The 22,500-nt window shown below is 49.1% G+C and carries 20 protein-coding genes; all 20 read left to right on the top strand.

Annotated features, from left to right (window positions below; all coding sequences use genetic code 11):
* Positions 1-106: 106 nt before the first annotated feature.
* The 20 genes from MHH93_RS22035 (at position 107) to MHH93_RS21940 (ending at position 22,497) form a co-directional block, all read left to right on the top strand.
* Positions 107-754: a GT-D fold domain-containing protein gene (locus MHH93_RS22035; RefSeq protein WP_440391528.1), complete on the top strand. Its 648-nt coding sequence runs from the start codon at positions 107-109 to the stop codon at positions 752-754.
* A gap of 67 nt (positions 755-821) precedes the next feature.
* Positions 822-2,450 (top strand): glycosyltransferase family 2 protein, encoded by a 1,629-nt coding sequence (locus MHH93_RS22030; RefSeq protein ID WP_500055763.1) that lies wholly within the window; start codon positions 822-824, stop codon positions 2,448-2,450.
* 194 nt (positions 2,451-2,644) lie between these two features.
* Positions 2,645-3,613 carry an aminoglycoside phosphotransferase family protein gene (locus tag MHH93_RS22025; protein WP_500055762.1) on the top strand — a complete coding sequence of 323 codons (969 nt, stop codon included), beginning with the start codon at positions 2,645-2,647 and terminating at the stop codon, positions 3,611-3,613.
* Between the two features lie 201 nt (positions 3,614-3,814).
* Positions 3,815-4,093 carry a glutaredoxin family protein gene (locus MHH93_RS22020; RefSeq protein WP_500055761.1) on the top strand — a complete coding sequence of 93 codons (279 nt, stop codon included), beginning with the start codon at positions 3,815-3,817 and terminating at the stop codon, positions 4,091-4,093.
* Between the two features lie 324 nt (positions 4,094-4,417).
* The gene (locus tag MHH93_RS22015) at positions 4,418-5,761 is read left to right on the top strand and encodes an LLM class flavin-dependent oxidoreductase (protein ID WP_500055760.1); all 1,344 of its coding nucleotides are present in this window, start codon (positions 4,418-4,420) and stop codon (positions 5,759-5,761) included.
* A 118-nt stretch (positions 5,762-5,879) separates the two neighbouring features.
* Positions 5,880-7,523: an ABC transporter substrate-binding protein gene (locus tag MHH93_RS22010; RefSeq protein WP_500055759.1), complete on the top strand. Its 1,644-nt coding sequence runs from the start codon at positions 5,880-5,882 to the stop codon at positions 7,521-7,523.
* 261 nt (positions 7,524-7,784) lie between these two features.
* Positions 7,785-8,717, top strand: a complete 933-nt coding sequence (locus MHH93_RS22005) for an ABC transporter permease (protein WP_036605816.1) — start codon at positions 7,785-7,787, stop codon at positions 8,715-8,717.
* 60 nt (positions 8,718-8,777) lie between these two features.
* A complete protein-coding gene (locus MHH93_RS22000) occupies positions 8,778-9,695 on the top strand; it encodes an ABC transporter permease (RefSeq protein WP_500055758.1) in 918 nt (305 codons plus the stop codon).
* A gap of 123 nt (positions 9,696-9,818) precedes the next feature.
* Positions 9,819-10,367 carry an NADPH-dependent FMN reductase gene (gene ssuE, locus MHH93_RS21995; RefSeq protein WP_500055757.1) on the top strand — a complete coding sequence of 183 codons (549 nt, stop codon included), beginning with the start codon at positions 9,819-9,821 and terminating at the stop codon, positions 10,365-10,367.
* A gap of 69 nt (positions 10,368-10,436) precedes the next feature.
* Positions 10,437-11,309 (top strand): LysR family transcriptional regulator, encoded by an 873-nt coding sequence (locus MHH93_RS21990; RefSeq protein WP_339305856.1) that lies wholly within the window; start codon positions 10,437-10,439, stop codon positions 11,307-11,309.
* A gap of 54 nt (positions 11,310-11,363) precedes the next feature.
* Positions 11,364-12,425 carry an LLM class flavin-dependent oxidoreductase gene (locus MHH93_RS21985; protein ID WP_500055756.1) on the top strand — a complete coding sequence of 354 codons (1,062 nt, stop codon included), beginning with the start codon at positions 11,364-11,366 and terminating at the stop codon, positions 12,423-12,425.
* A gap of 50 nt (positions 12,426-12,475) precedes the next feature.
* Complete coding sequence (locus tag MHH93_RS21980) at positions 12,476-13,702, top strand: amidohydrolase (protein WP_500055755.1); 1,227 nt, start codon at positions 12,476-12,478, stop codon at positions 13,700-13,702.
* 323 nt (positions 13,703-14,025) lie between these two features.
* On the top strand, positions 14,026-14,886 hold the full coding sequence (locus MHH93_RS21975; RefSeq protein WP_500055754.1) for a histidine racemase CntK family protein: 861 nt from the start codon (positions 14,026-14,028) through the stop codon (positions 14,884-14,886).
* A gap of 43 nt (positions 14,887-14,929) precedes the next feature.
* Positions 14,930-15,886, top strand: coding sequence for an SAM-dependent methyltransferase (locus MHH93_RS21970; protein ID WP_500055753.1), 957 nt, complete (start codon positions 14,930-14,932; stop codon positions 15,884-15,886).
* A 77-nt stretch (positions 15,887-15,963) separates the two neighbouring features.
* Positions 15,964-17,265, top strand: a complete 1,302-nt coding sequence (locus MHH93_RS21965; protein WP_500055752.1) for an opine metallophore biosynthesis dehydrogenase — start codon at positions 15,964-15,966, stop codon at positions 17,263-17,265.
* A gap of 218 nt (positions 17,266-17,483) precedes the next feature.
* On the top strand, positions 17,484-19,112 hold the full coding sequence (gene cntA, locus MHH93_RS21960; protein ID WP_500055751.1) for a staphylopine-dependent metal ABC transporter substrate-binding lipoprotein: 1,629 nt from the start codon (positions 17,484-17,486) through the stop codon (positions 19,110-19,112).
* A gap of 13 nt (positions 19,113-19,125) precedes the next feature.
* Entirely contained in the window at positions 19,126-20,058 is a 933-nt protein-coding gene (opp1B, locus tag MHH93_RS21955; protein ID WP_500055750.1) for a nickel/cobalt ABC transporter permease, read from the top strand.
* Positions 20,058-20,954: a staphylopine uptake ABC transporter permease subunit CntC gene (gene cntC / locus MHH93_RS21950; protein WP_500055749.1), complete on the top strand. Its 897-nt coding sequence runs from the start codon at positions 20,058-20,060 to the stop codon at positions 20,952-20,954. Before opp1B ends, cntC begins: the two co-directional genes overlap by 1 nt.
* A complete protein-coding gene (cntD, locus tag MHH93_RS21945; protein ID WP_500055748.1) occupies positions 20,935-21,744 on the top strand; it encodes a staphylopine uptake ABC transporter ATP-binding protein CntD in 810 nt (269 codons plus the stop codon). Before cntC ends, cntD begins: the two co-directional genes overlap by 20 nt.
* On the top strand, positions 21,745-22,497 hold the full coding sequence (locus tag MHH93_RS21940) for an ABC transporter ATP-binding protein (RefSeq protein ID WP_500055747.1): 753 nt from the start codon (positions 21,745-21,747) through the stop codon (positions 22,495-22,497).
* Positions 22,498-22,500: the final 3 nt, after the last annotated feature.

Raw genomic sequence — 22,500 nt, 5'->3', positions numbered from 1 at the left:
CATCCCGCCGGATCACATTCTGCCTGCCGTGGCGGCGGCAGATCTGATCGCGGCGGGATTTCGCCAATACGCGCCCAGCCTGACCCGGCTGTCCAGCCCGCATGAGATGGCTGGACACATCGTGGCGGCGCTGGATGCGCAGCGCCCCTTGTCTGTCGTTCGCCTCGGAGATGGCGAACTGCTTACCCTGGCAGCTGATACGGTGCTGCCCGGCCAGGAAGTGCAGGAGCTGGCACCGTTTCTGCCCTATGCAGGGGTGCCATGCTCCACGCCAGACATCCGCGCGATGCTTGCGGAAGCCATACAGGCCGCCGACTGGGTTGGCGTCCCGATCTCGCGGGCGCCCACATTCCAGGGGCTGCTCTTCCCTGTATTGCGCCACTTCGGGATCGACTGGTCCCGGCTGAAGTTGACCAGCTCCACGATCAATTACAGTCTGCACCAGTCCGGGTTGTTGCTGCCGGTGCTGCAAGGACGGCGGGTTCTGCTTATCGGCAGTCAGGCTGCCGAGCTTGGGGCACTGCTGCATAACCGGGGGATTCATGTTACAGGCATCATTGGTTCTATGGCGGGAGTGATGGACATTCCGAGAGTGATGCAGCTCACCGCAGAACATGCCTTTGATATCGCATTGGTGGCAGCGGGTATTCCGGCGGTCATTCTGTGTCGGCGAATCGCAGGTGAACTCGGCAAGGTCGCTCTTGATTTTGGACATTTGGCTGACAAACTGGTAACAGGAGAGCTTCAACTCTAGTGGACCGTCCGGGGGCTGGTCATGTGCCGTGTTGGCCTCGCGGACGAGTGGAAATGGAGGGAGCAACATGATCACACCCGATCAACAACGCGGGGAAGAACGTCATAGCCGCAGTGAAAATAATCGGAATGGCAGCATAAGCAACGAAAAAAAAGCGGCCCGCCCTGCCATGCGGCGCGCTGCATCGCGACCTGCCAAGGCCGTCCTGCATGCAGCAGGTCGTCGCTCAACGCGGAGATCCAGACGTAATGGTAAAAGCAGCCGCACAGCCAGAGCGAGGCTTTACAAACAGGGTTATCGTAGAGGATATGACGAAGGTGTCCGCCAGGGACAGAGTTCATTTGGTCTTGTTTTTGAAGGAGTTAGCATCATTATTCCCACGTACAATCAGCGGGAGTATGTGCTGCAATGTGTATCCAGTATCGAAAAGCATACCCCTGCCCCCTTCGAAATCATTGTGGTGGATAATGGCTCCAAGGATGGAACTGCCAAGGCCATGCTTCGCAAAGGCGGCATGGTGAGGGTTGCTGCCCTGGATCAGAATCGGGGGTTTGCCGGAGGTGTCAATCATGGGCTGATGATGGCGAGAGGACGACATATCATTGTGCTGAACAACGATACGCTGGTTACTCCGGGCTGGCTGGATAACATGATGACTTGTCTTGCCAGTGATCCGAATATTGGTGTGGTAGGTCCGGTGACCAACTATATTGGCGGGGATCAGCAGATCGAGGTTCCGTATCGTGAGGTAGGAGAGATGTGGTCCTTTGCCGCCACACAGAATCGTCCGGATGCAGACAAACATCGAATCACTGATCGGCTGGTCGGATTCTGCTGGCTGTTCTCGCGGGAGCTGCTGGAACGGGTAGGTTATCTGGACGAAGGGTACGCAGTGGGAAATTTTGAAGATGACGACTGGATCATCCGGGTGAAGCTGGCAGGATACCAGCTTGCGGTAGCCGGTGATGCCTTTATCCATCACTTCGGAAGTGTCAGCATGAAAGCATTGGGTGAACAGGACTTTGCAGTAGTGAACAAGGATAACGAGCAGTTTTATAGTCAAAAGTGGGGAGATCCTCATGCGCTGGTTGCCGAGACTTCCCGGTTGGCGAGGCAACAATCCTCTGGTACCCCATCCGGTCAACAAGAAGATGGTGACACAAACCCAATCGATCCACGTCAGCGAATCTCGACGCAGGGTAGCCAAGATCCGGCACTACAGTTTAGACGCAGTTGTGACTTCTACCCGGAAGGCTCGTTCCTGTCGGATGCCAAAGGTGATGTCTATACGTTAACTGGTGGTCGGCGGCGTAAGTTGAACATCCCTGTACCGCGTGGAATATCTCCTGTTCAGGTTGCCAAACCGGACCTGCTCGCCATTCCCGCCGGAGAAGCACTGATATTAGCGGGAGAAGTGCACGGCTGGCCGATGGAGGCCCATCAGGTGCAGCATAAAGGGGCACAAGGTTCTTCCAATGCCTGGGCAGAGGGAAGTATAGTTGCCGCCGTGGATGCACCCGAGATTCGATATCAGATCAGCGGAGGCAAACGGAGACGATTCGTATCGGTCTATGCCTCAGAACGTTGGGGTGTACATTCCGGGCATATTATCAGCGTGTCTGCGGAACAGCTGAATTCGTTGGAAGAAGGCTGGCCGATTATCGCCCCACCACAGCTCTTGAATCCGGATCTATAATGTCAGGCGATCTGTATATGCGAAACAGCAGCATGATGCGGAATGAAAGATGCAGCGGTATCCTGTGGAATCGCTCTGACTCATTCCGCATCCGAATCATTGAAAGATCAGCGATTTCCTTTTACACTATGTCCAACAACAACGATCACCAAGCATAACTTGGAATCATGAGATAGGTATAGGGAGGATGCGGGATGAAGAATTCTGTAGTTAGACAAGCTGAACAGATTGCCAGTGATTTTCTGCTGGAAAAAGTAACATGCTCACATCATATTATCGGTAAAGGTTTTGTTAATCAGGTCTGCCTGGTGGAGACGGCAAGTCATAAAGTGATTGTACGCATGAACGATCCAGATACATATTCCACCTTTGTAAAAGAAAAATGGTGCATCGAACAAGCGGAGAGTGCCGGTATTCCTGGTCCACAGACATTGTCTGTTGGAGTCAACGCTGAACATGCCTATATGATTCAAACAGTTGTGGAAGGGGATAACGGTTTGGACACGACATTGTCCGCAACCGTGATTTGGAGAAAGCTCGGTGAGTACACACAACGTATGCAATCCATCCCGGTAACAGGTTTCGGAAGTGAACTGCACGATTCCGTACAGGATCGATTCTACTCTCCCCCGCATCCAGGATCAGATGGCAGTTGGCACGGATATGTGCAATACAATATCAATAGTCTGACGGAGCAGGACCCGCTGATCGAGCTTGGTGTCATAACGATCAAGGAATCACAAGTCGTAAGGCAATGGTTCGAACAATTGAAAATGCAAAAGTTCCGCTTTGGCCTATGCCATGGGGATCTCTCCTTGAAGAATACAATCGTAAGTTCTACGGGTGAGATTACCCTTCTGGACTGGGGCAATGCGGAGGTCACCGTCGTGCCTTACGGCGATATCATTCAACTCATGCAATGCCAGCTACGGGGCGAGGGTCCTGACATGGAAGAAATGAAAGCGTTCTTAACAGGCTGTGGGACAAGTATACAAGAGCAAGAGCGTGAACTGAATCAAGCGAGTCATATATTGCTTCTAAAAGCTTTTGACACCCTGAGGTGGGCCATAGATCGAAGTCCGGATCAAATCAAGTTTTACACTGTATTAGCGAAACAAGCTTTTGAACAGGTTTGGAGGGATAATAGGGAATCTTTCCTGTAAAATCATTCATCTCTCAAATTTAAAATTTAATCTTTCTATTTGGTTATAGGTTTATTCTATTAGCAGATCCATTGACGCATGGAAGGCACAGGAGTACATTTAGAGCCATAATTCTTATTTAACAGATGGGAATTGAAGGTCTAGAGCATTTATAGTTAAGCGTCCAGACCTTGATCTTAAAACCAATCAGGAGGTATGTCGATGTCATCATCAACCAAAAAAGTCGTGCTGTGGAGCAAAACAGGCTGTCATTTCTGCGGAGAAGTAAAAGCATTTCTGACAGAGCGAAACCAGCCTTTTGAGAACATTGAAGTGCAGGGTAATGACGTGCTCCGAGATGTGCTTGAAGCAAAATATGGCATTCGGCATGTACCCGTTATTGAAGTGGGAGGGGACGGCAAGTTTGAAGCTTTGCTGGAACCTGATCTGGAGAAACTGGCTGAACTTCTGGCACAACCGGACGAAGCAGCAACGGTCTGACGGAAGTCGATATATCCCTTTGGAACAACTCGTTCCGGCTGCTGTATGACGCAAGATCGCATATTTACAGCAGTTTGGAACGTTCATAACTCAACACTTGATGAGATGTATAAGATTCTAATTCACATCTTCAATACTCATATAGAAAAAATCTATTAGTCGCGCTGTTGACCCTTTTACGGGGCAGTGATAAGATTTGTGAAATTAAAACAAACCAAACTCATAGGAATAGTTAACTTTTAAGTTATTTCGTATATGTAATCAGTTCACAATGTCACTTGAACATTCACTTGATGATTTTAATCCAAGGAAGGCGGAATGCACATGACAGCGAAACGCAGTTTGAAATTCGGAGCTATTGTACACGGCATTGGAGGCAGCAATACCACATGGAGACACCCGGAAGTTCAGGCAGATGCCAGCGTTAACTTTGAGTTCTACAAGCGTCAGACGCTGAAAGCGGAAGAAGGCAAGTTCGATCTTGTTTTTATCGCAGACGGTCTGTATATTACCGAGAAATCCATTCCCCATTTCCTGAATCGCTTCGAACCGATCAGTATCTTGTCCGCGTTGGCTGCCGTTACTTCACGGATTGGACTGGTGGGTACCCTTTCGACATCCTATAGTGATCCGTTCACCGTAGCCAGACAGTTCGGTTCCCTCGATCAGATCAGTAATGGTCGTGCAGGCTGGAACGTCGTGACTTCCCCGCTGGAAGGTACAGCGAAGAACTACAGCAAGAGTAATCACCCGACGCATCCGGAACGGTATCGCATCGCTACGGAATATCTGCAGGTAACCAAAGGGTTGTGGGACTCGTGGGAAGATGATGCCTTTGTCAGAGACAAAGAGAGCGGTGTATTCTTCGACCCATCCAAGCTGCACACGCTTAATCATGAAGGAGAATTCTTCTCCGTACAGGGGCCGCTCAACATTGCCCGTTCACGGCAAGGACAGCCGGTGATATTCCAGGCAGGTTCTTCGGAAGATGGCAAAAACCTGGCTGCGCAAGAAGCGGATGCTGTCTTTACCGGACACGATACGATTGAAGATGCTCAGGCATTCTATAAGGATGTCAAAACACGGGCCGCTTCCTATGGACGTTCTTCACAGGATATTGTCATTCTGCCAGGTATCAATCCTATTGTTGGACGGACAGAAGAGGAAGCTGAACAGAAATATCAGGAAATCGCAAGCTTGGTCACGATTGACAAAGCATTGGATTACCTGGGACGTTTCTTCGAACATCATGATTTCTCCCAATATGCACTCGATGAGCCTTTCCCGGAGCTGAACGGAATTGGAAGCAACAGCTTCCGAAGTGGCACGGACAAGATTAAGAAGGATGCCAAGGAGCAAGGGTTGACCTTGCGTGAAGTGGCTCTGCGGGCAGCAACACCACGCAGCAAATTTCTGGGCACACCAGAGCAGGTTGCTGACAAAATTCAGGAATGGTTCGAGACGGAAGCGGCAGATGGCTTCATTATTGCGTCCGAACTGCCAAGTGGATTGTCTGATTTCGTAGAACTGGTTGTTCCGATTCTGCAAGAACGCGGCCTGTATCGTACGGACTATGAACACGATACATTGCGAGGTAACCTTGGGGTGAAAATTCCGGTTAACCGTTATACGGCTGCCAGGGAGCAAGTGGTATCTGATCTGGCATAATTGAGATAAAACTATTCAATTTACACTATCTTAAAACCGACTTAACTCATAGGATATATCAAGTATTAGCTATAAGCATCATTATAATGACACCTGTATACACAGAGGGGGAAGCGATATGAACAGGTCTATCTCATGGATGAAATATATGGCATTGGCAGCAGTATTGGTGGTGGTATTATCCGGTTGCGGAGCAGCTGGAGGCAGCACGAACGGTGCAGCACAGGCTTCAGGCGGGAATCAGGCCGGGCAAGCGGAAGGTGGCAACCTGACGTTTGCACTCGCGACTTCCCCGGATACGCTGGATCCTCATCGCAGTGGGCTTGCCGTAACGGTACGTGCCATCCGGACGATTTATGACAATCTGGTCGTACAGCTACCGGACGGTTCCATCAAACCTTGGCTTGCTAAGGAATGGAGCTTATCCGAGGACGGCAAGAGTTATACGTTCAAGCTGCGTGAAGGCGTGAAGTTTCACGATGGTACACCGTTTAATGCGGAAGCCGTGAAATACAACCTGGACCGAGTGATTGATCCGGCCACCAAAGCTGCCAATTCTCTAGCCCTGATTAGACCCTATAGCTCCTCCGAGGTCATTGATGAATATACCATCAAGGTAAATCTGGAATCACCATCGCAAGCTTTCCTCGGCAATCTGAGTCAGGCACTTCTAGGGATCGTATCTCCTACAGCTGCCCAAAAATTTGGCGACCAGCTGGGTAAAAATCCGGTGGGAACGGGTCCGTATACCTTTGTGAAATGGGATGAAAATGCGGATATCGTCGTTGCCAAAAACAAGGATTACAACTGGGGACCTGAGACGGTTGAAAATAAAGCTGCGCCACATGTGGACACGATCACATTCAAAATTGTACCGGAAGAAGCAACACGTATCGGAAGTGTACAGAGTAGTCAGGTACTCGCTGCCGAGACGGTTCCACCGCAAAATATCGCTGCATTAAAAAACGATCCGAACCAGCAATTGCTGCAGGCCAATACAGTCGGACTGCCGTACACACTCTTTTTCAATCTTCGCAAAGCGCCTTGGGATGATGTGAAAGTAAGGCAGGCGGTACAATCTGCCGTAGATGTGGAATCAATTGTGAAAACATTGTATCTGGGCAACTACGAACGTGCGTGGTCTGCCCTGTCCCCTGGAATCCTGGGTTATGATGCATCGCTGGAAGGAAGCATCAACCCGGACATCAACAAAGCTAATCAGCTGCTCGATGAACAAGGCTGGGCGAAAGGTGCTGACGGTATTCGTGCCAAAGACGGCCAGAAGCTGACCCTGCGTTATGTCGATGGTTCACCCAATCGGGAGAAACGCAATGACATTGCCGCCATTATCCAGCAGCAGTTGAAGCAGGTGGGCATCGCTGTTGAAGTGGAAATTACCAAAGACATCGCAACGGTCATCTATCAGAACTGGGATTATGATCTCTATGGGAATAGCCAGGTCAACTCCGATCCGAATGCCTTATATGCTTTCTATCATACGAGTGCAGAGGGCCAGCGTCCGACACTATCCGGTTTGTCTGATCCGAAGATCGATGAACTGCTGGAGCAGGGGGCCGTTGAGAGTGACGTGGATAAACGTGTCGAGATCTACAATGAAATTCAGCAATATCTGATTGAGCAAGCGGTCATTCTGCCGATCTATGTTTTCCCGTATACCATCGCAGCATCCAAAAAGGTCGAAGGCATCAAATTCGATTCATTGGGTTATCCACTCTTTAACGACGTCCGCATTCAGCCCTAACAGAGGTTGTTCAAAAAGTCCACTTTTGATTACGAGTCATGCCTAATGGCATGGTCAGCATCGAATATGAAATTCAGCCGAAATAAGCGGGAGACTTACGAAGTATGTTTCCTTTGGAAACATTGTAGTTGCTCACGTAGTTTCCTACGCTCCGCTACTTCATTTCTAGCTTCATTCCATCTTCTCGGTACTGAAAACTGGTCTTTTTGAACACGCACTATAGGAACGACCAATCCCGATTCAGGAAGGAGATATCCCGGTATGGTTCAAACGATACTGTCACGACTCGCAACATCGCTTCTGGTTATTTTTGGAGCTTCGGTGCTGGTGTACTGCATCATGTATCTTCTGCCGGGTGATCCGGTGCTACTCATGCTGGACCCGTCCTCGGCTACCCCGGAGATGATTGAGAATCTGCGAGTTCAGCTTGGACTGGATCAGCCGTTTTACATCCAGTTTGCGAACTATTTTGGTGATATGCTGCGCGGGGATTTTGGTAAATCGATGATTAATTCAGATCCGGTTTTGCCAAAAATACTGGAACATTTTCCAGCCACCCTGGCTTTGACCGCACTCAGCTCAATCATTGCCATCACAATCGGAATTACACTTGGTGTATTGTCTGCAATTCATCGCAATGGTGTGATTGATTTCGTCGCCCGGCTCGTTGGACTGTTCGGTATCTCCATGCCAACCTTCTGGACGGGAATCCTGCTCATCCTGTTATTCTCGGTACAGCTTGGCTGGTTCCCGGCGATGGGATCGGATGGGTTCAGCTCACTGGTTCTTCCGGCAGCCACACTGGGTCTCGTGGGTGCAGGGTTTATCGTACGGATGGTGCGGAACAGCATGCTGGAAGTGATCAATGAACCATTTATTGTGGCGTTACGGGCCAAAGGGCTTTCCGAGCGCGCCATCATGTATGGCCATGCGCTGCGTAATGCGCTGATCCCTGCCGTAACAGTAATCGGCATGTTGATCGGTGATCTGCTTGCGGGAACCGTTGTGGTGGAGACCGTCTTCTCCAGACAAGGAATCGGCCGTATTATTGCAGATGCGCTAATGGCCAAGGATCTGCCAGTGGTGCAAGGTGTCGTCTTTTTCACATCCATTATCTATGTTGTCTTGAACCTGCTGGTGGATATCTCGTATTCGTACATTGATCCCCGGGTTCGGCGTGCAGTCCGAACATGATATTGGATGGAACAGTCAGAAGAGTCCTGACAAGGAGTATGGAAGGAGGCGTTGTTGCTCATGAGCATGAAACCTTTGGCTGGTGACAAAAAAGCATGGGCGGGCAGTGCAGGACGTATCCGTCTGTGGAATCGCCGCCCTTGGCGTTATCGCGTCTCATTCGCGGTATCCCGATTATTCTTTTATGCAGCATTGCTGGTAGTGGTATTTACTGTGGCATGTGCGATTGTGCCAGGCTGGATAGCGCCCTATGATCCAACGCATATGATGACGGATGCCATACTGCAGGCTCCCTCTGCTGCACATCTGTTCGGGACGGACTATTTTGGCAGGGATATCTTCAGTGTGGTTGTGCATGGGAGCAGAGATTCATTGCTCATTGGATTCGCTTCGGTACTTGTCGGCGGTATTGTCGGTAGTGCGCTTGGTATTATCTCCGGTTACGCCGGAGGAATTGTGGATACCATCACCATGCGTGCCGTTGATATTCTGATGGCTGTACCCGGCGTGCTCCTGGCGTTGTCTGTTGCAGCTGCTCTCGGGCCAGGGTTGATGAATATTGCACTGGCTGTTGCCGTTTCCTCCATTCCGGGGTATGCACGGGTCATGCGTGGGCAGGTCATATCGGTTAAAGGGCTGCCATTCATTACAGCGACACGTTCACTGGGCGGTTCCAATACGCGTATTTTCTGGAAACATGTACTGCCGCATTCGTTGTCACCGTTGCTGGTCATGGCTACGCTGGGCGTAGGGACATCGATCTTGACGGGTTCCGGACTAAGTTTTCTTGGGCTTGGGGTGTTAAAAGAAATTCCGGATTGGGGTGCATTGCTCTCCCAAGGTAGAGGTTATCTGACGGTTGCCTGGTGGATCTGTACGTTCCCGGGGCTTGCGATCACGTTGTTTGTACTGGCGGTTAATCTGATTGGAGACGATATTCGCGATCGGTTGGACCCCAAAGTAAAAGGAGCGGCTTGACCGCTATACCAAAATATAAGAATTTATAAGTTTCACTCTATTCATTTTTATATTTCACTGCGAAACGGTAACTGTGCCACCAAAAGACGGCGACAGCCGTTTACGCTTGAGGAGGAATACGTTATGCCACATGTCGTCATTATTGCCGGATCACCTTCCAAACGTTCGCGTTTGACAGGTCTGACGGATTACAGCAGCCAAAAATTAACGGAGGCAGGCATTACTGTTGACGTCATTCACGTTGCGGATCTACCCGCTGAGGATCTGGTGCAAGCCCGGTTCGACAGCTCATTCATTCGGGATGCACTGGCTGTCGTTGAAGCCGCGGATGCAGTCATTGTAGCTACACCCGTATACAAGGCATCGTACTCGGGAGTACTCAAGTTGTTCCTGGACCTGATTCCACAAGAAGGGCTACGGGGCAAGTTGACACTCCCACTCGTTATCGGTGGCTCTATAGCTCATCTACTCGCCATTGATTATGCATTGAAACCTGTTCTGGCAGCCCTTGGTGGAAGACATATCTTGGGTGGCGTGTATGCTGTGGATCAGGGAATCGAACGACTGGATGATGGACAATTCGTACTCTCGGCAGATATTACTACACGTCTGGATCGCTCGCTGGATGAATTGAGATTGACACTGGAAAAGGATGGGATTACGATATCATAAAACCAAGTAAATTTATTGGATAAATCAATATAAGATCAAACGTCTGCGGACGTGGATACGGAGGCACTCATGAATATCGAGAATATTGAAGCATTTGTATATATCAATCATTATGGAAGCTTCAATAAGGCTGCCGAAGTACTCTTCTTGTCCCAACCTTCGGTCACAGCTCGCATTCAGTCACTGGAAAGGGAGCTGGGCTGCAAGTTGTTTGATCGGCTTGGCAAGCAAATCGTCCTTACAGAAGAAGGTCGGAAATTCCTGCCGTATGCGCAGCAAGTGCTGCAAGTCATTCAGAAGGGCAAGCAGAAGATTCAGCAACGCCGGACAACACCGGATGCGCTTCGACTGGGGAGTACAGTATCGGTATCGAATTATGTCATTCCCGATTTTCTACCCAAGATCAAGGAAGCTTACCCCGAAATTAACATTAAACTGACGACTGCAACGACGGATCAGCTGATTGCCAAATTGCTTGGTCAGGAGATCGATCTTGCTTTTGTACGCAAGGTGATGCATCCTGCGATCCGTACGGTTGCTTTTTATGAAGATCCGATCCAGCTCTATGTGTACAAAGGACATCCATTCATTGAGAGCGGGCATGTCAGCATGGAAGCGATCCGGCATGAGCAACTGGTCTTTTTCGAATGTGGTTCATTGGACTGGCTTCGCATTCACCGGGCTTTCGACTCGCTGGAGCATCCGCCGAATATTACATATCATGTCGACAATTCGGAGACAGCGAAGAAACTGGTTATGCAAGGGGCGGGCATTGCTTTTCTCCCGGGACTCACGGTGAAGAAGGAAGTGCAGAATCAGGAGTTATTCCCCATTCAGGTACATGAGGTGGCAGGTGTATCGTTGCAGATCAGCGTTGTCACGTTAAAGGAAGAATATTCGCCATTGGCGGAGCCCTTCGGGGAACTGCTGCGGCAGTTATAGCGTGTATGTAAGGTTCAAGAACAGCGGTTCAGCACAATCAAGGAGGAGAAGGATATGAGTATTCGTGTTGGCATTTTGGATCAGACTCCCATCTATGAAGGGGAAACGGCGGTGGATGCTTTTCGGCATACGATTGAGCTGGCACAGCGGGCAGAGCAACTTGGATTCCATCGGTTCTGGGTATCGGAACACCATGATTCCGGGCATGTTGCAGGTTCCTCCCCGGAGGTACTCATCTCCCACTTGCTTGCACATACGAAGCGGATTCGTCTGGGATCTGGCGGAGTGATGCTCCAGCATTACAGTCCATACAAAGTCGCCGAGAATTTCAATATCCTCGCAGCACTCGGACCAGGAAGAGTTGACCTGGGCATTGGTCGTGCACCAGGTGGATTACCGCGTTCAACACAGGCGTTACAGGAAGGCATTCAGGATGCCGCATCCCTCAAAGAGAAAATTGTGCAAGTGAAAAGATACATTCATAATGAGCCGCTTGAAGATCCATCTCATGCACTTGCGGGGCTGACTGCTTCGCCTGTGTCCGACATTCCAGCGGAACTGTATGTGCTTGGAGCCAGTGTCGATAGTGCAGGCATGGCTGCGGAACTGGGACTTCCATATGTCTTTTCACTGTTCATTAACAGTAATATAGAGGTAGCACTTCAAGCGATCCGTGTATATCGTGAACAATTCAATCGTTCCCAGGGACGGGAGCCCTACGCTGCACTAGCCATATCGTTAATTGTGGCCGAAAGTGAGGAGGAAGCGGAAGGACTTGCGAGCGAGCATATGCTGGTGAAGATTCATCTGGAGAGTGGTAAGGTGCTGACCGTCGGTTCTGTGGAACAGGCGGAAGAATTCGGCCGTCAATCGAACGAAACCTATCGGATCGAGATTTTGGAGCCAAGTGTGACCCGAGGTACAAAGGAAAGCGTAGGTCAGGCGCTGCTGAAGTTCCAGCAGGAGTTTGCTGTGGAAGAGTTCATTGTGACTACAGCTACACGGGACTTTACCAAGCGAATTCGTTCATTCGAATTGTTGCGTGAAATTCTGGCAGAGCAGGGACTAAGTGAATTTGCACTGGAATCCAAGGAACAGGAAGCTGCAATCGGATAGAAGTAGGCAGTTAATATAGCAGTGAATATATACGAATGGGAGGCCATGTGATGAAAAGTGATCTGGAACAGCCCGAGCAGCAGGCTGAAGAGCAAGTACAGGGCTCCGAACATAAGCTTCACGGTGAACAGGCGGAGGCATTCGCGGAACGTTTAATCACCATTCGGCGACACCTGCATCGTAACCCGGAATTGTCTGGCGAGGAAAAGGAGACGACGGCAGCCATTCGCAGCTGGCTGGAAGAGGAAGGCGTCCGTATTGCAGACGAATATGTGCTGCGGACAGGGCTTGTCGCTGAAGTTGGCCAAGGAGACGGACCTGTGGTTGCCCTAAGAGCGGACATTGATGCGCTGCCCATTCGGGAAGAGACGAAGCTGGAATTTGCCTCCCAGGTCGATGGAAAGATGCACGCTTGTGGACACGACGCACATACCGCTATTCTGATTGGTGCGGCACGATTACTGAAACAGCGCGAGTCCACACTCCCGGGGAAAGTACGCTTGTTGTTCCAGCCATCGGAAGAAAAAGCAACGGGTGCACGGCAAGTGATTCAGAGCGGTGCATTATCCGATGTTCGGGCGGTATTTGGTTTGCATAACAAACCGGATCTTCAGGTGGGTACGGTGGGTATTCGGGAAGGCGCATTGATGGCGGCGGCAGACGGTTTTGTTGTCAAAGTGGAAGGGGTTGGCACCCATGCAGCCGTGCCTGAAGCCGGCATTGATCCGATTGTGGTAGCCGCACATATCGTTACGGCTCTACAGGCGATTGTGAGTCGCAATGTAGGCGCACAGGAGAGTGCCGTCATCAGCGTCACCAAGCTCCACAGCGGCACAGCCTGGAACGTCATTCCGGATGAAGCCATACTCGATGGCACAGTGCGGACCTTTGATGAGAAAGTGCGTGCCCGGATTCGCGAGCGTTTCAATCAGGTGGTCGCCGGTGTGGCAGCGGCCTATGGCACACGGGCTACGGTTCGCTGGATTCAGGGACCACCTGCCGTGGTCAACGATGCGTCTCTCGCATCTGCGGCGGAGCAGGTTGCAAGTGAGATTGGGCTGAATAGTGTAAGACCGCTGCCTTCTCCAGCAGGAGAGGACTTCTCTTTTTATCAAAAAGAAGTTCCGGGCCTGTTCCTCTTCCTGGGCACCTCTGGCCCGAACGAGTGGCATCATCCTGGCTTTGATGTGGATGAACGGGCATTGCCGCTGGGCGCATATCTTCTGGCTGCATTAGCTGAACAGGCACTGCACAATGTGCAATCACATCAGGAGTGATAGGTACAATGAATTTTGTATCCTATCCAGATCGAAACGGTTCCGTTCTGCGGCAACCGTTTTTTGTATTTCTTTTTATAGCAAGAGCGAGGTGGAACATCAATCCGTTTAATCTTATCAGAGTATTTATGTAGGGCTGGCGCAGAAGCGTCAGCTCTGTTTGGTTTTTTACAGGAGTGGAAATGAAGGAATGAATGAGGTGCAGTCTTTTTAAAATGGAAATATTTGTTGACGCTCCCCAAAAGGATGTGCTATATTTTTCTCGACCTTTAATCGTAATAATTACTATTAGGTAAAAAAGAAGAACAGGAGTAGTCGCTGCGATGAAACAGGAGATCGAATTTATCAAGTTCAGTCCCACCCAAAACATGACGATTCTGGTTAAAACGGATCATGCAGCCGAGCATTACAGTCATATTGCTACCCGTCTAATGTCGTATGACAACGTTTATGCTGAACAAGTGGGATTCATTGAACCAACGAGTAGACCGGAAGCTGTGGCTCGTCTGGAAATGGCCGGAGGAGAGTTCTGTGGTAATGCCTGTATGGCACTTGCAGCACACCACGCATTTGAAGCAGGACTGGCACAACAGGAATCGATGGACATCGTGTTGGAGGTTTCCGGAACCGATCAATTGATCATGTGCCATGTGAAGAAACAGCAGAATGAATATGACTGCCAGGTAACCATGCCGGTTCCGAAGCAGATTGAGCAGCGAACCATCCGGTACGAAGGCATTGAGCTGGATATGGTAATCATCCGGTACGCTGAGTTCATCCATATCGTGATTGAAGTGGATGACTTCGACGAACCGATGAAAAAGAGGGCACAGACCCTTGCAAGGTTACTCGGACTAACCCTGGGAGATAAGCTGATCGGTATCTTGTTATATCAATCGCACTCGGAAGAAATGGCCCCACTCATCTATGTTCCGGAGCTGGATAGTCTGATCTGGGAGAGAGGGTGTGGCTCGGGTACAGCCTCTGTGGGAGCCTATCTCGCATGGAGACAGCAGAGAGGGATTACTCAGTACATCAAGCAGCCTGGTGGTGCGATCAAAGTGGTAGCCCAGTGGAATGGCGCAGAACTTGGGAGCATTACGATTGAGGGATCTGTTGGTATCGTGGCACAGGGCAAAGCCTTCATCGATGCTCCAGCAGAATGGAGCGCTGTAAACGCATGAGGTACATGATACATGATCGAGACAGCGTATAGGGGGAAAAGAAATGATCACATTGGTCCATTTTCAGACATGTTTGAGTGAATTTGCAGAGAAATTCGAGAAGCTCGCGAGCAAGTATGATCATACGATTCAGCATAGTTCGGAGCTGGAGGCTGTGATCAATGACTACTCCCGCTTTGTGACCGATCAGGAGAATAAGGAAGCCTGGGAACAGTTGGAGCATTCGGAGCTGAAAGAACTGGATTCGCTTATATGGCAGTTGAGAAATAAATCCGCCCAGTGTGTGGCGATCATGGAGAAATATCGTGCATTGAAGTTAGGGCGTGTCTCGAAACTCGCTGAAGTGCATCTTTTACCGCCTTTTCGCCCCCTGCTGCGTCACTTTCCCTTTACGTGCCCCGGCACGCCTGCGGAAAACTTCCTTGCTTGGAACGAAAATTCGGCAAAATCTGCTTCCTTCGGAGCTTCCAGACACGCCCTAGAGAACGGGGATGTACAGATTGCCGATTATTTCAAGAATATAGAAGAGTGTATCGATAAAGAATTCGGCAGCTTCCATGTCACCTCCAATTCAAAAGTATTGCTGGTAGGCTCCGGTTCCTTCCCCATGACACCATTACTTATCGCCAAGCGAACAGGTGCACAGGTTGTCGGGATCGATATTGATGAAGAGTCCATTACACTCGGGCGAAAAGTGGTGGAGACACTTGGCACGGGTTTGAAGATTCGTTTGGAGTCAACCTTGCTGGAGAATTTGGATTATACCAGGGAAGCAACCCATATCATTTTCAGCTCTACCGTGGCCGCTAAATATGATCTGCTCGATCAACTGCATACCCTGACGAATGAGAAGGTGGTTGTAGCCATGAGATATGGTGACCAGTTGAAGTCCTTGTTCAATTATCCCATGAGCGAGACAGACAGCAGCAAGTGGAAGCTGGTGGACCAGATTCTGCGCCCGGATGATGTGTTCGATATTGTGTTGTACCAGAAAGTATAGGTATGCAAGTGCATCCAAGTACGTCCCAAGTACATCCAAATGGATTCCAGATTGAACTTTGAATATAGGAGGTTAATATGAGCAATCTTCAGCGAATTCTGATCCTCGGAACCGGGCCTGCATCCATTCAGCTAGCGGTAACGCTCAAAGATCATCTTAACTGCTGCATAGGTATTGCGGGGAGACAATCGGTTCGTTCAGCGTCCGTATTCGCAGCTCTCGAACAGAGCAATGGGCGTGTTCAGGTCAGCATTCAAAATGAGAAACATCAGCCACTCGCAGGTGAGTGTTTCATTGATCATGTGTTCAAGGGATATGACACCACCCAGGGGGAATGGGACACACTTATTTTAGCTGTCACCACCGATGCTTATATCGATGTTTTGGAACACATGAATGAACAATTCATCAAACAACTGAAACGTGTCATTTTGGTTTCCCCAACGTTCGGTTCGAATCGTCTAGTGAGCCATTATATGAGAGAGCGGAAGGCAGCGCCGGAAGTGATCAGTTTCTCGACCTACCTCGGAGATACGCGTTGGGTGCACGAACATCCGTCTAATCATGTCATGACAACAGGGGTCAAGAAAAAGGTCTATATCGGTTCCACTCGTTACCCGTCTGAACAGGTCAGTAAGCTATGCCAAGTGTTTGAGCGTTTGGGTATTGCGCTGGAAATGATGCGATCTCCATTGGAGGCGGAAACGAGAAATATCTCGTTGTATGTACATCCGCCCTTGTTCATGAATGACTTCTCATTAGAAGCCATCTTTGGAGCTCCAGATACTCAGAAATACGTATACAAGATGTATCCCGAAGGTCCGATAACACAAGGTTTGATTCGGGAGATGCGGGCACAGTGGCAGGAGATTATGAATATTACGGACCGACTCAATATCCCGGGAGTGAACCTGCTTCAATTCATGACGGATGACAACTATCCGGTTCGATTAGAGAGTATATCACGCCAGGATATCGAGAATTTCAATCAGCTGCAGGTCATTCATCAAGAGTATTTATTATACATACGATACACCTCATTATTGATTGATCCATTCTCGGAACCCGATTCGGAAGGCAAATATTTCGACTTTTCAGCAGTCCCATTCCGTAGAACGTTCATGAACCGCGAAGGGGAATTGGACATCCCGCGGATGCCCAAGGAAGATTACTACCGCATCAAAATCATTCAGGGCATTGCCAGACACCTCGATGTGAGCTGTCCAACCATTGATCAATTTATCGCCAGATATGAAGCGAAACTTCAGGAAGTGGCTGACGCACACCCGAATCAACGCTTGTCCGATGCCTTTGTGATCCAATCCTTTGAAGAGGATATCCGCATGATCTGCAGCGGACTTCCAACTAATAGGGTCTAGTTACATCTCAAATTAATCAAGTTGAACCTGATGTTTACATCATAACGGAGAGTGCAGAACCAATCTGAAGAAGCGAAGCGGTCGCCTTTATCCCCGGATTTTCTCTTTGGAAAAGAGATCAAAAAAATCTGGGGATAACAGGGATTGGAAGGTTGTTCTGATCGTGTAGTGGTCTTGTGTAAAGTTTGAATTTAATTTGCTTATCAGGAGGAAATATTGTGAAAAAGGGTCTTACTTTTACATCCATACTATTGCTGGTGTCTGCCATTGCGCTGCTCGCCGGATGCGGACAGAGTCCAAAAGAGAAAGAGAGCGCCCAAACGGAGCCTGCCAATAGCCAGGTACTAACAGAACTTATCTATGCTTCAGCCAAAGATATTAATGATATGAATCCCCATCTATACACAGGCTCCATGCCTGCGCAAGGAATGGTATATGAGTCTCTGGTGGAAAACACGCCTGACGGGATCAAGCCCTTGCTGGCTGAATCATGGGACATCTCGGAGGATGGCAAGACCTACACTTTTCATCTGCGACAAGATGTGAAATTTCATGATGGAGAGCCGTTCAACGCAGAGGCGGTTAAACAAAATGTCAATGCAGTACAGGCGAATGCCGAAAAACACGCATGGATCAAGCTGTCCACCAAAATCACGAGTGTAAAGGTAATCGATGAGTATACGGTGGAGTTAGTGCTGTCGGAAGCCTACTATCCTGCACTGGTGGAATTGTCCATGACAAGACCTTATGTCTTCATATCACCCAACGATTTCAAGGATGGCGGAACCAAAGACGGGGTAAGTGGTTTCCACGGCACAGGACCCTACAAGCTAACTGCTCATAAAGTCGAAGAGAATGCCACGTTTGAAGCCAATGAAGACTATTGGGACGGTGCACCTGCAATCCAGAAAATCACATCCAAGGTTCTTCCGGCAGGCGAAACGACATTTCTGGCATTACAAAAGGGTGAAATCAACTTTGTATTCACGGATGACCGGGGGGCAGACAGTATTGATGTAGAGGCCATGGACCAACTGGCTGAATCCGGGGATTATCAAGTGGTCCGAAGTGAAGCGATGAATACGAGTATGATCGTAGCCAATAGCAGTCGCGAGAATAGTCCGGTTCAGGAAACGGCAGTGCGGGAAGCGCTATGGGTTGGCATTGATCGTGAAACGATCAGTAAAGATATTTTCAACGGAACGCAGACGGTAGCGGACACGCTATTTTCAGCCAATGTCAATTACGCCAAGGTGGACCTGAAGAAACGGGAGTATGATCCGGAAATGGCTAAAAAGCTTCTGGACCAAGCAGGCTGGACATTGGCAGACGGTAAAGTGGTGAGAACGAAGAACGGTCAGCCTTTAGCCATGAAACTCTACTATGACAGCAACTCATCTTCACAGAAAATACAGGCCGAATTGATCCAGTATTCGATGAAAGAATTGGGTGTTCAGCTTGATATCGTGGGCGAAGAGTCTACTTCCATCGCGAATCGGAGAGCAACCGGGGAATATGATTTGCTGTTCAATCAAACCTGGGGACTGGCCTATGATCCACAAAGTACCATTGCTGCCTTTACGTCCGATTCCGCATACAAGCATACGACAAGTGGAATTGCCGAAGCAGATGAACTATATCAGAAAATTGATGCGGTCATGGTCTCCACGGATGAGGCTTCACGCCAATCCCTGTATGCCGACATTATGAAGATCGTCCATGATGAAGCAGTCTTTATCCCGATTACCAACGGGCGTGTCACCGTAGTCGCTCCCGAGAATCTCGATGGAATCTCATTCAAACAGACCCAATATGAACTACCATTTGAACAAATGAATTTTAAATAGAGCGGAGATGGATATGGGAAGTTATATCGTCAAAAGGATTCTGTTAGCCATCCCTTTACTGATTATCATTTCATTTATAACGTTCGTTCTGATTAATCTATCTCCCTTGGACCCGGCGGTTGTTGTGTTACAGGCACAGGAAGTTCCGCAGATTACGGATGAACTGATCGCGCAAACGAATGAAGCGCTGGGGTTCGATCAGCCATTCATGATCCAGTATGCGAACTGGGTCATGGCTGTTGTGCAATTGGATTTCGGCAACTCTTATGTATCTGGTGAACCCGTGTGGTCATTAATGGGGCCGGCTTTTATGAACACATTGAAGCTAACGCTCGTCTCATCGGTATTCATTATTGCGCTATCCATTCTGCTCGGTGTGATCTGTGCCATGAGAGAAGGCAAGCTGCTGGATCGATCGGTCAGAGGAATTTCCTTTTTCCTCACAGCCATGCCATCCTACTGGCTTGCAGCTATTATGATCTGGTATTTTTCCGTCAAGCTGGATCTGTTGCCTACCAGTGGTATGGACTCATATCGAAGCTACATTCTACCGGTGATTGTGATCACGGTGAGTTATACAGGCATTTATTTCCGAACGGTTCGAAGCTCCATGCTGAGCAATATAAATGAGGACTATGTGTTATATGCACGGGCAAGTGGTCTGAGCGAGAAGAAAGTAACTCTGCATATTCTTAGAAATTCATTACAGGTGGCCGTGTCCATCTTTTGCATGGCGATCCCGATTGTGCTTGGCAGTACGGTGGTTATCGAAAATGTATTTGCCTGGCCCGGACTCGGGAGACTCAGTGTGAAATCCATTTTAAGCAGAGATTTTCCCATTATTCAGGCGTATGTTCTGATGCTGGCTGTTACTTTTGTCTTGTTTAACACGTTATCCGACATCATTAATGCGGCGATGAATCCCCGGTTGAGAAAGGAATTCTGATGCGAATATTGAAAAATCTGCGCAAAGACAAGCTTGCGTTGACCTCTTTGGTAGTGATTATGGTCACGATCATGGCGGGTATGTTGGCTCCACTTATTGCGCCGCATGATCCTGGACAAGTGAACATGAAGCTTCGTTATGCCTCCTCGTCTTGGGAGTATCTATTAGGCAATGATCATCTGGGCAGATGTGTATTATCCCGGCTTATCTATGGCATCCGTCCAAGTGTATTATGGGTTCTGGTTGCACTCAGTCTATCTGTTCTGATTGGGGCTGTTGTCGGATTCGTCGCGGGTTACTTCAAGGGGAAAGTGGACGCGTGGATCATGAGGGTCTGTGACATTATGCTGTCTTTTCCCGGATACGTGATGACACTGGCGGTAGTGGGCATTTTGGGTGCAGGACTGGAGAATATTTTGATTGCCTTTGTATGGATGAAATGGGCCTGGTTTGCCCGCGTTATTCGAACATCTGTGATGCAATTCTCCGATATGGATTATGTAAAATTCGCGAAAGCCTCCGGCACGCCTAATCTGAGAATTATAACCAAACATATTGTTCCGGTTACCTTTGCCGATATTGCCGTCATTGCCAGTGGCTCCATGTGTTCGATGATGTTGCAGATCTCTGGTCTTTCCTTCCTGGGGCTTGGTATTCAGGCTCCGCATGCGGAGTGGGGGATGATGCTTAATGAGGCGAGGGAAGTCATGTTCTCCAGACCTGAATTGATGTTGGCACCAGGCCTGGCCATTGTAGTGGTGGTGTCTGCTTTTAATTTTCTATCAGATGCGCTTCAAGTGGCTCTGGACCCCAAATTGATGACCTCTCAAGGTAAGTCTGACAAGTCTTACGAAAGTGAGGTGAGAAAGGCCGCTTATGAATATAGTCGAGGTTGAACATTTGAAAGTATGGGATACCAATACAGACAAAGTGATCATTCATAACAGTTCATTCGAAGTCAAGCAGGGAAGCTGTATGGCCATCGTGGGGGAAAGTGGTAGCGGCAAGTCCGTCACGTGCAGGGCCATCATGCGACTGAACAAGCCGTGGATTCACCAAACGGGCACGATGTTATTTCAGGGAGAAGACCTGAACCAGCTTTCGGAACCGGAGATGCGGCGTAAGCGGGGCAAACATCTGTGTATGATTTTGCAGAATGGCATGAGTGCATTTGATCCATCCTGTGTCATTGGTGTCCATATTCGGGAGACGCTTCAGCAGCATTTTGCCTGGAACACCCGTGAGGTTGAACGAAAAATCATCAATGCCATGGAAAGCGTCATGCTCAGACATCCGCGCGAGATTCTGAATCAATATCCACATCAGCTGTCCGGTGGCATGCTGCAACGAATCATGATTGCACTGGCATTGGTGCTGGAGCCCGATCTGATAATTGCGGATGAGCCGACAACGGCGCTGGATACGATCTCCCAATATGAAGTGGTGGAGCAATTGATTCAATTACGTGAACGCATGGGCTGTTCCATGATGTTCATCTCCCATGATCTCGGCGTCGTTCAGAAAATTGCAGATGACGTGATGGTCATGAAGGACGGCGAGATCTTAGAGCGCGGCAGTATGCATGCTGTTTTGACAGAGCCGAAGCATGCCTATACGCAGTATCTGGTCTCTACCCGACTGGAGCTGAGCAATCATTTTAAGGCGTTGATGCAGGGGGACTCCTAGATGCTAAAGGTGGAAGGTATCGAAAAATCATATAACCAAGGCGGACTGTTCTCCAAGCACAAAAAACAAGTTTTGAAACAAGTTACCTTTGAATGCCAGCAGGGCGAATGTCTGGGCATCATCGGCGAAAGTGGAAGCGGCAAATCTACGTTGGGTCGTCTGATTCTGGGCATTGAACGACCGGATCGTGGAACGATCTTGCTCGATGGTAAAGACGTACAGGATCGACGTGTACGGATGGGTAATATCAGCGCTGTTTTTCAAAATTATACGTCTTCGATCAATCCGTTTCTTACCGTGGAAGCTGCCATTATGGAACCGATGCAAGCGCAGCAGAAGCTGCGAAAGGATCAGAGTAACTCAGAGAAGGTGGATCTGTTGCTGAACCAAGTTGGACTGGACCCTTCCTATAGATCCAAATATCCGCATGAACTATCCGGCGGGGAGGCTCAGAGAGTGTGCATTGCCAGGGCCATCTCCACCGCCCCCAAATGCATCGTGTTCGATGAAGCGATCAGCTCACTGGACGTGTCTGTTCAGATTCAGGTGCTGCAATTGTTGAAAGAGCTTAAGGACATCTATAAGCTGAGCTATGTCTTTATCACGCATGATATACAGGCGGCAGCTTATATCTGCGACAGGGTGATCATTTTCAGAGAGGGACAGGTTGTAGAGATCGTTCCGACCAAGCAACTTAAGGACGTACAGTCCGACTATGCGAAGAAATTATTGAAGCATTTAATACCATTTTAGGAG

Source organism: Priestia sp. FSL H7-0729 (assembly GCF_038005685.1).
Lineage (GTDB): Bacteria > Bacillota > Bacilli > Paenibacillales > Paenibacillaceae > Paenibacillus.
This window is presented reverse-complemented; position numbering and strand designations above follow the sequence as displayed.

Bases quoted from the DNA above. Each gene is read 5' to 3' on its own strand.
- MHH93_RS22035 (WP_440391528.1), top strand. From the start codon at position 107: ATGGCTGGACACATCGTGGCGGCGCTGGATGCGCAGCGCCCCTTGTCT.
- MHH93_RS22030 (WP_500055763.1), top strand. From the start codon at position 822: ATGATCACACCCGATCAACAACGCGGGGAAGAACGTCATAGCCGCAGT.
- MHH93_RS22025 (WP_500055762.1), top strand. From the start codon at position 2,645: ATGAAGAATTCTGTAGTTAGACAAGCTGAACAGATTGCCAGTGATTTT.
- MHH93_RS22020 (WP_500055761.1), top strand. From the start codon at position 3,815: ATGTCATCATCAACCAAAAAAGTCGTGCTGTGGAGCAAAACAGGCTGT.
- MHH93_RS22015 (WP_500055760.1), top strand. From the start codon at position 4,418: ATGACAGCGAAACGCAGTTTGAAATTCGGAGCTATTGTACACGGCATT.
- MHH93_RS22010 (WP_500055759.1), top strand. From the start codon at position 5,880: ATGAACAGGTCTATCTCATGGATGAAATATATGGCATTGGCAGCAGTA.
- MHH93_RS22005 (WP_036605816.1), top strand. From the start codon at position 7,785: ATGGTTCAAACGATACTGTCACGACTCGCAACATCGCTTCTGGTTATT.
- MHH93_RS22000 (WP_500055758.1), top strand. From the start codon at position 8,778: ATGAGCATGAAACCTTTGGCTGGTGACAAAAAAGCATGGGCGGGCAGT.
- ssuE (WP_500055757.1), top strand. From the start codon at position 9,819: ATGCCACATGTCGTCATTATTGCCGGATCACCTTCCAAACGTTCGCGT.
- MHH93_RS21990 (WP_339305856.1), top strand. From the start codon at position 10,437: ATGAATATCGAGAATATTGAAGCATTTGTATATATCAATCATTATGGA.
- MHH93_RS21985 (WP_500055756.1), top strand. From the start codon at position 11,364: ATGAGTATTCGTGTTGGCATTTTGGATCAGACTCCCATCTATGAAGGG.
- MHH93_RS21980 (WP_500055755.1), top strand. From the start codon at position 12,476: ATGAAAAGTGATCTGGAACAGCCCGAGCAGCAGGCTGAAGAGCAAGTA.
- MHH93_RS21975 (WP_500055754.1), top strand. From the start codon at position 14,026: ATGAAACAGGAGATCGAATTTATCAAGTTCAGTCCCACCCAAAACATG.
- MHH93_RS21970 (WP_500055753.1), top strand. From the start codon at position 14,930: ATGATCACATTGGTCCATTTTCAGACATGTTTGAGTGAATTTGCAGAG.
- MHH93_RS21965 (WP_500055752.1), top strand. From the start codon at position 15,964: ATGAGCAATCTTCAGCGAATTCTGATCCTCGGAACCGGGCCTGCATCC.
- opp1B (WP_500055750.1), top strand. From the start codon at position 19,126: ATGGGAAGTTATATCGTCAAAAGGATTCTGTTAGCCATCCCTTTACTG.
- cntC (WP_500055749.1), top strand. From the start codon at position 20,058: ATGCGAATATTGAAAAATCTGCGCAAAGACAAGCTTGCGTTGACCTCT.
- cntD (WP_500055748.1), top strand. From the start codon at position 20,935: ATGAATATAGTCGAGGTTGAACATTTGAAAGTATGGGATACCAATACA.
- MHH93_RS21940 (WP_500055747.1), top strand. From the start codon at position 21,745: ATGCTAAAGGTGGAAGGTATCGAAAAATCATATAACCAAGGCGGACTG.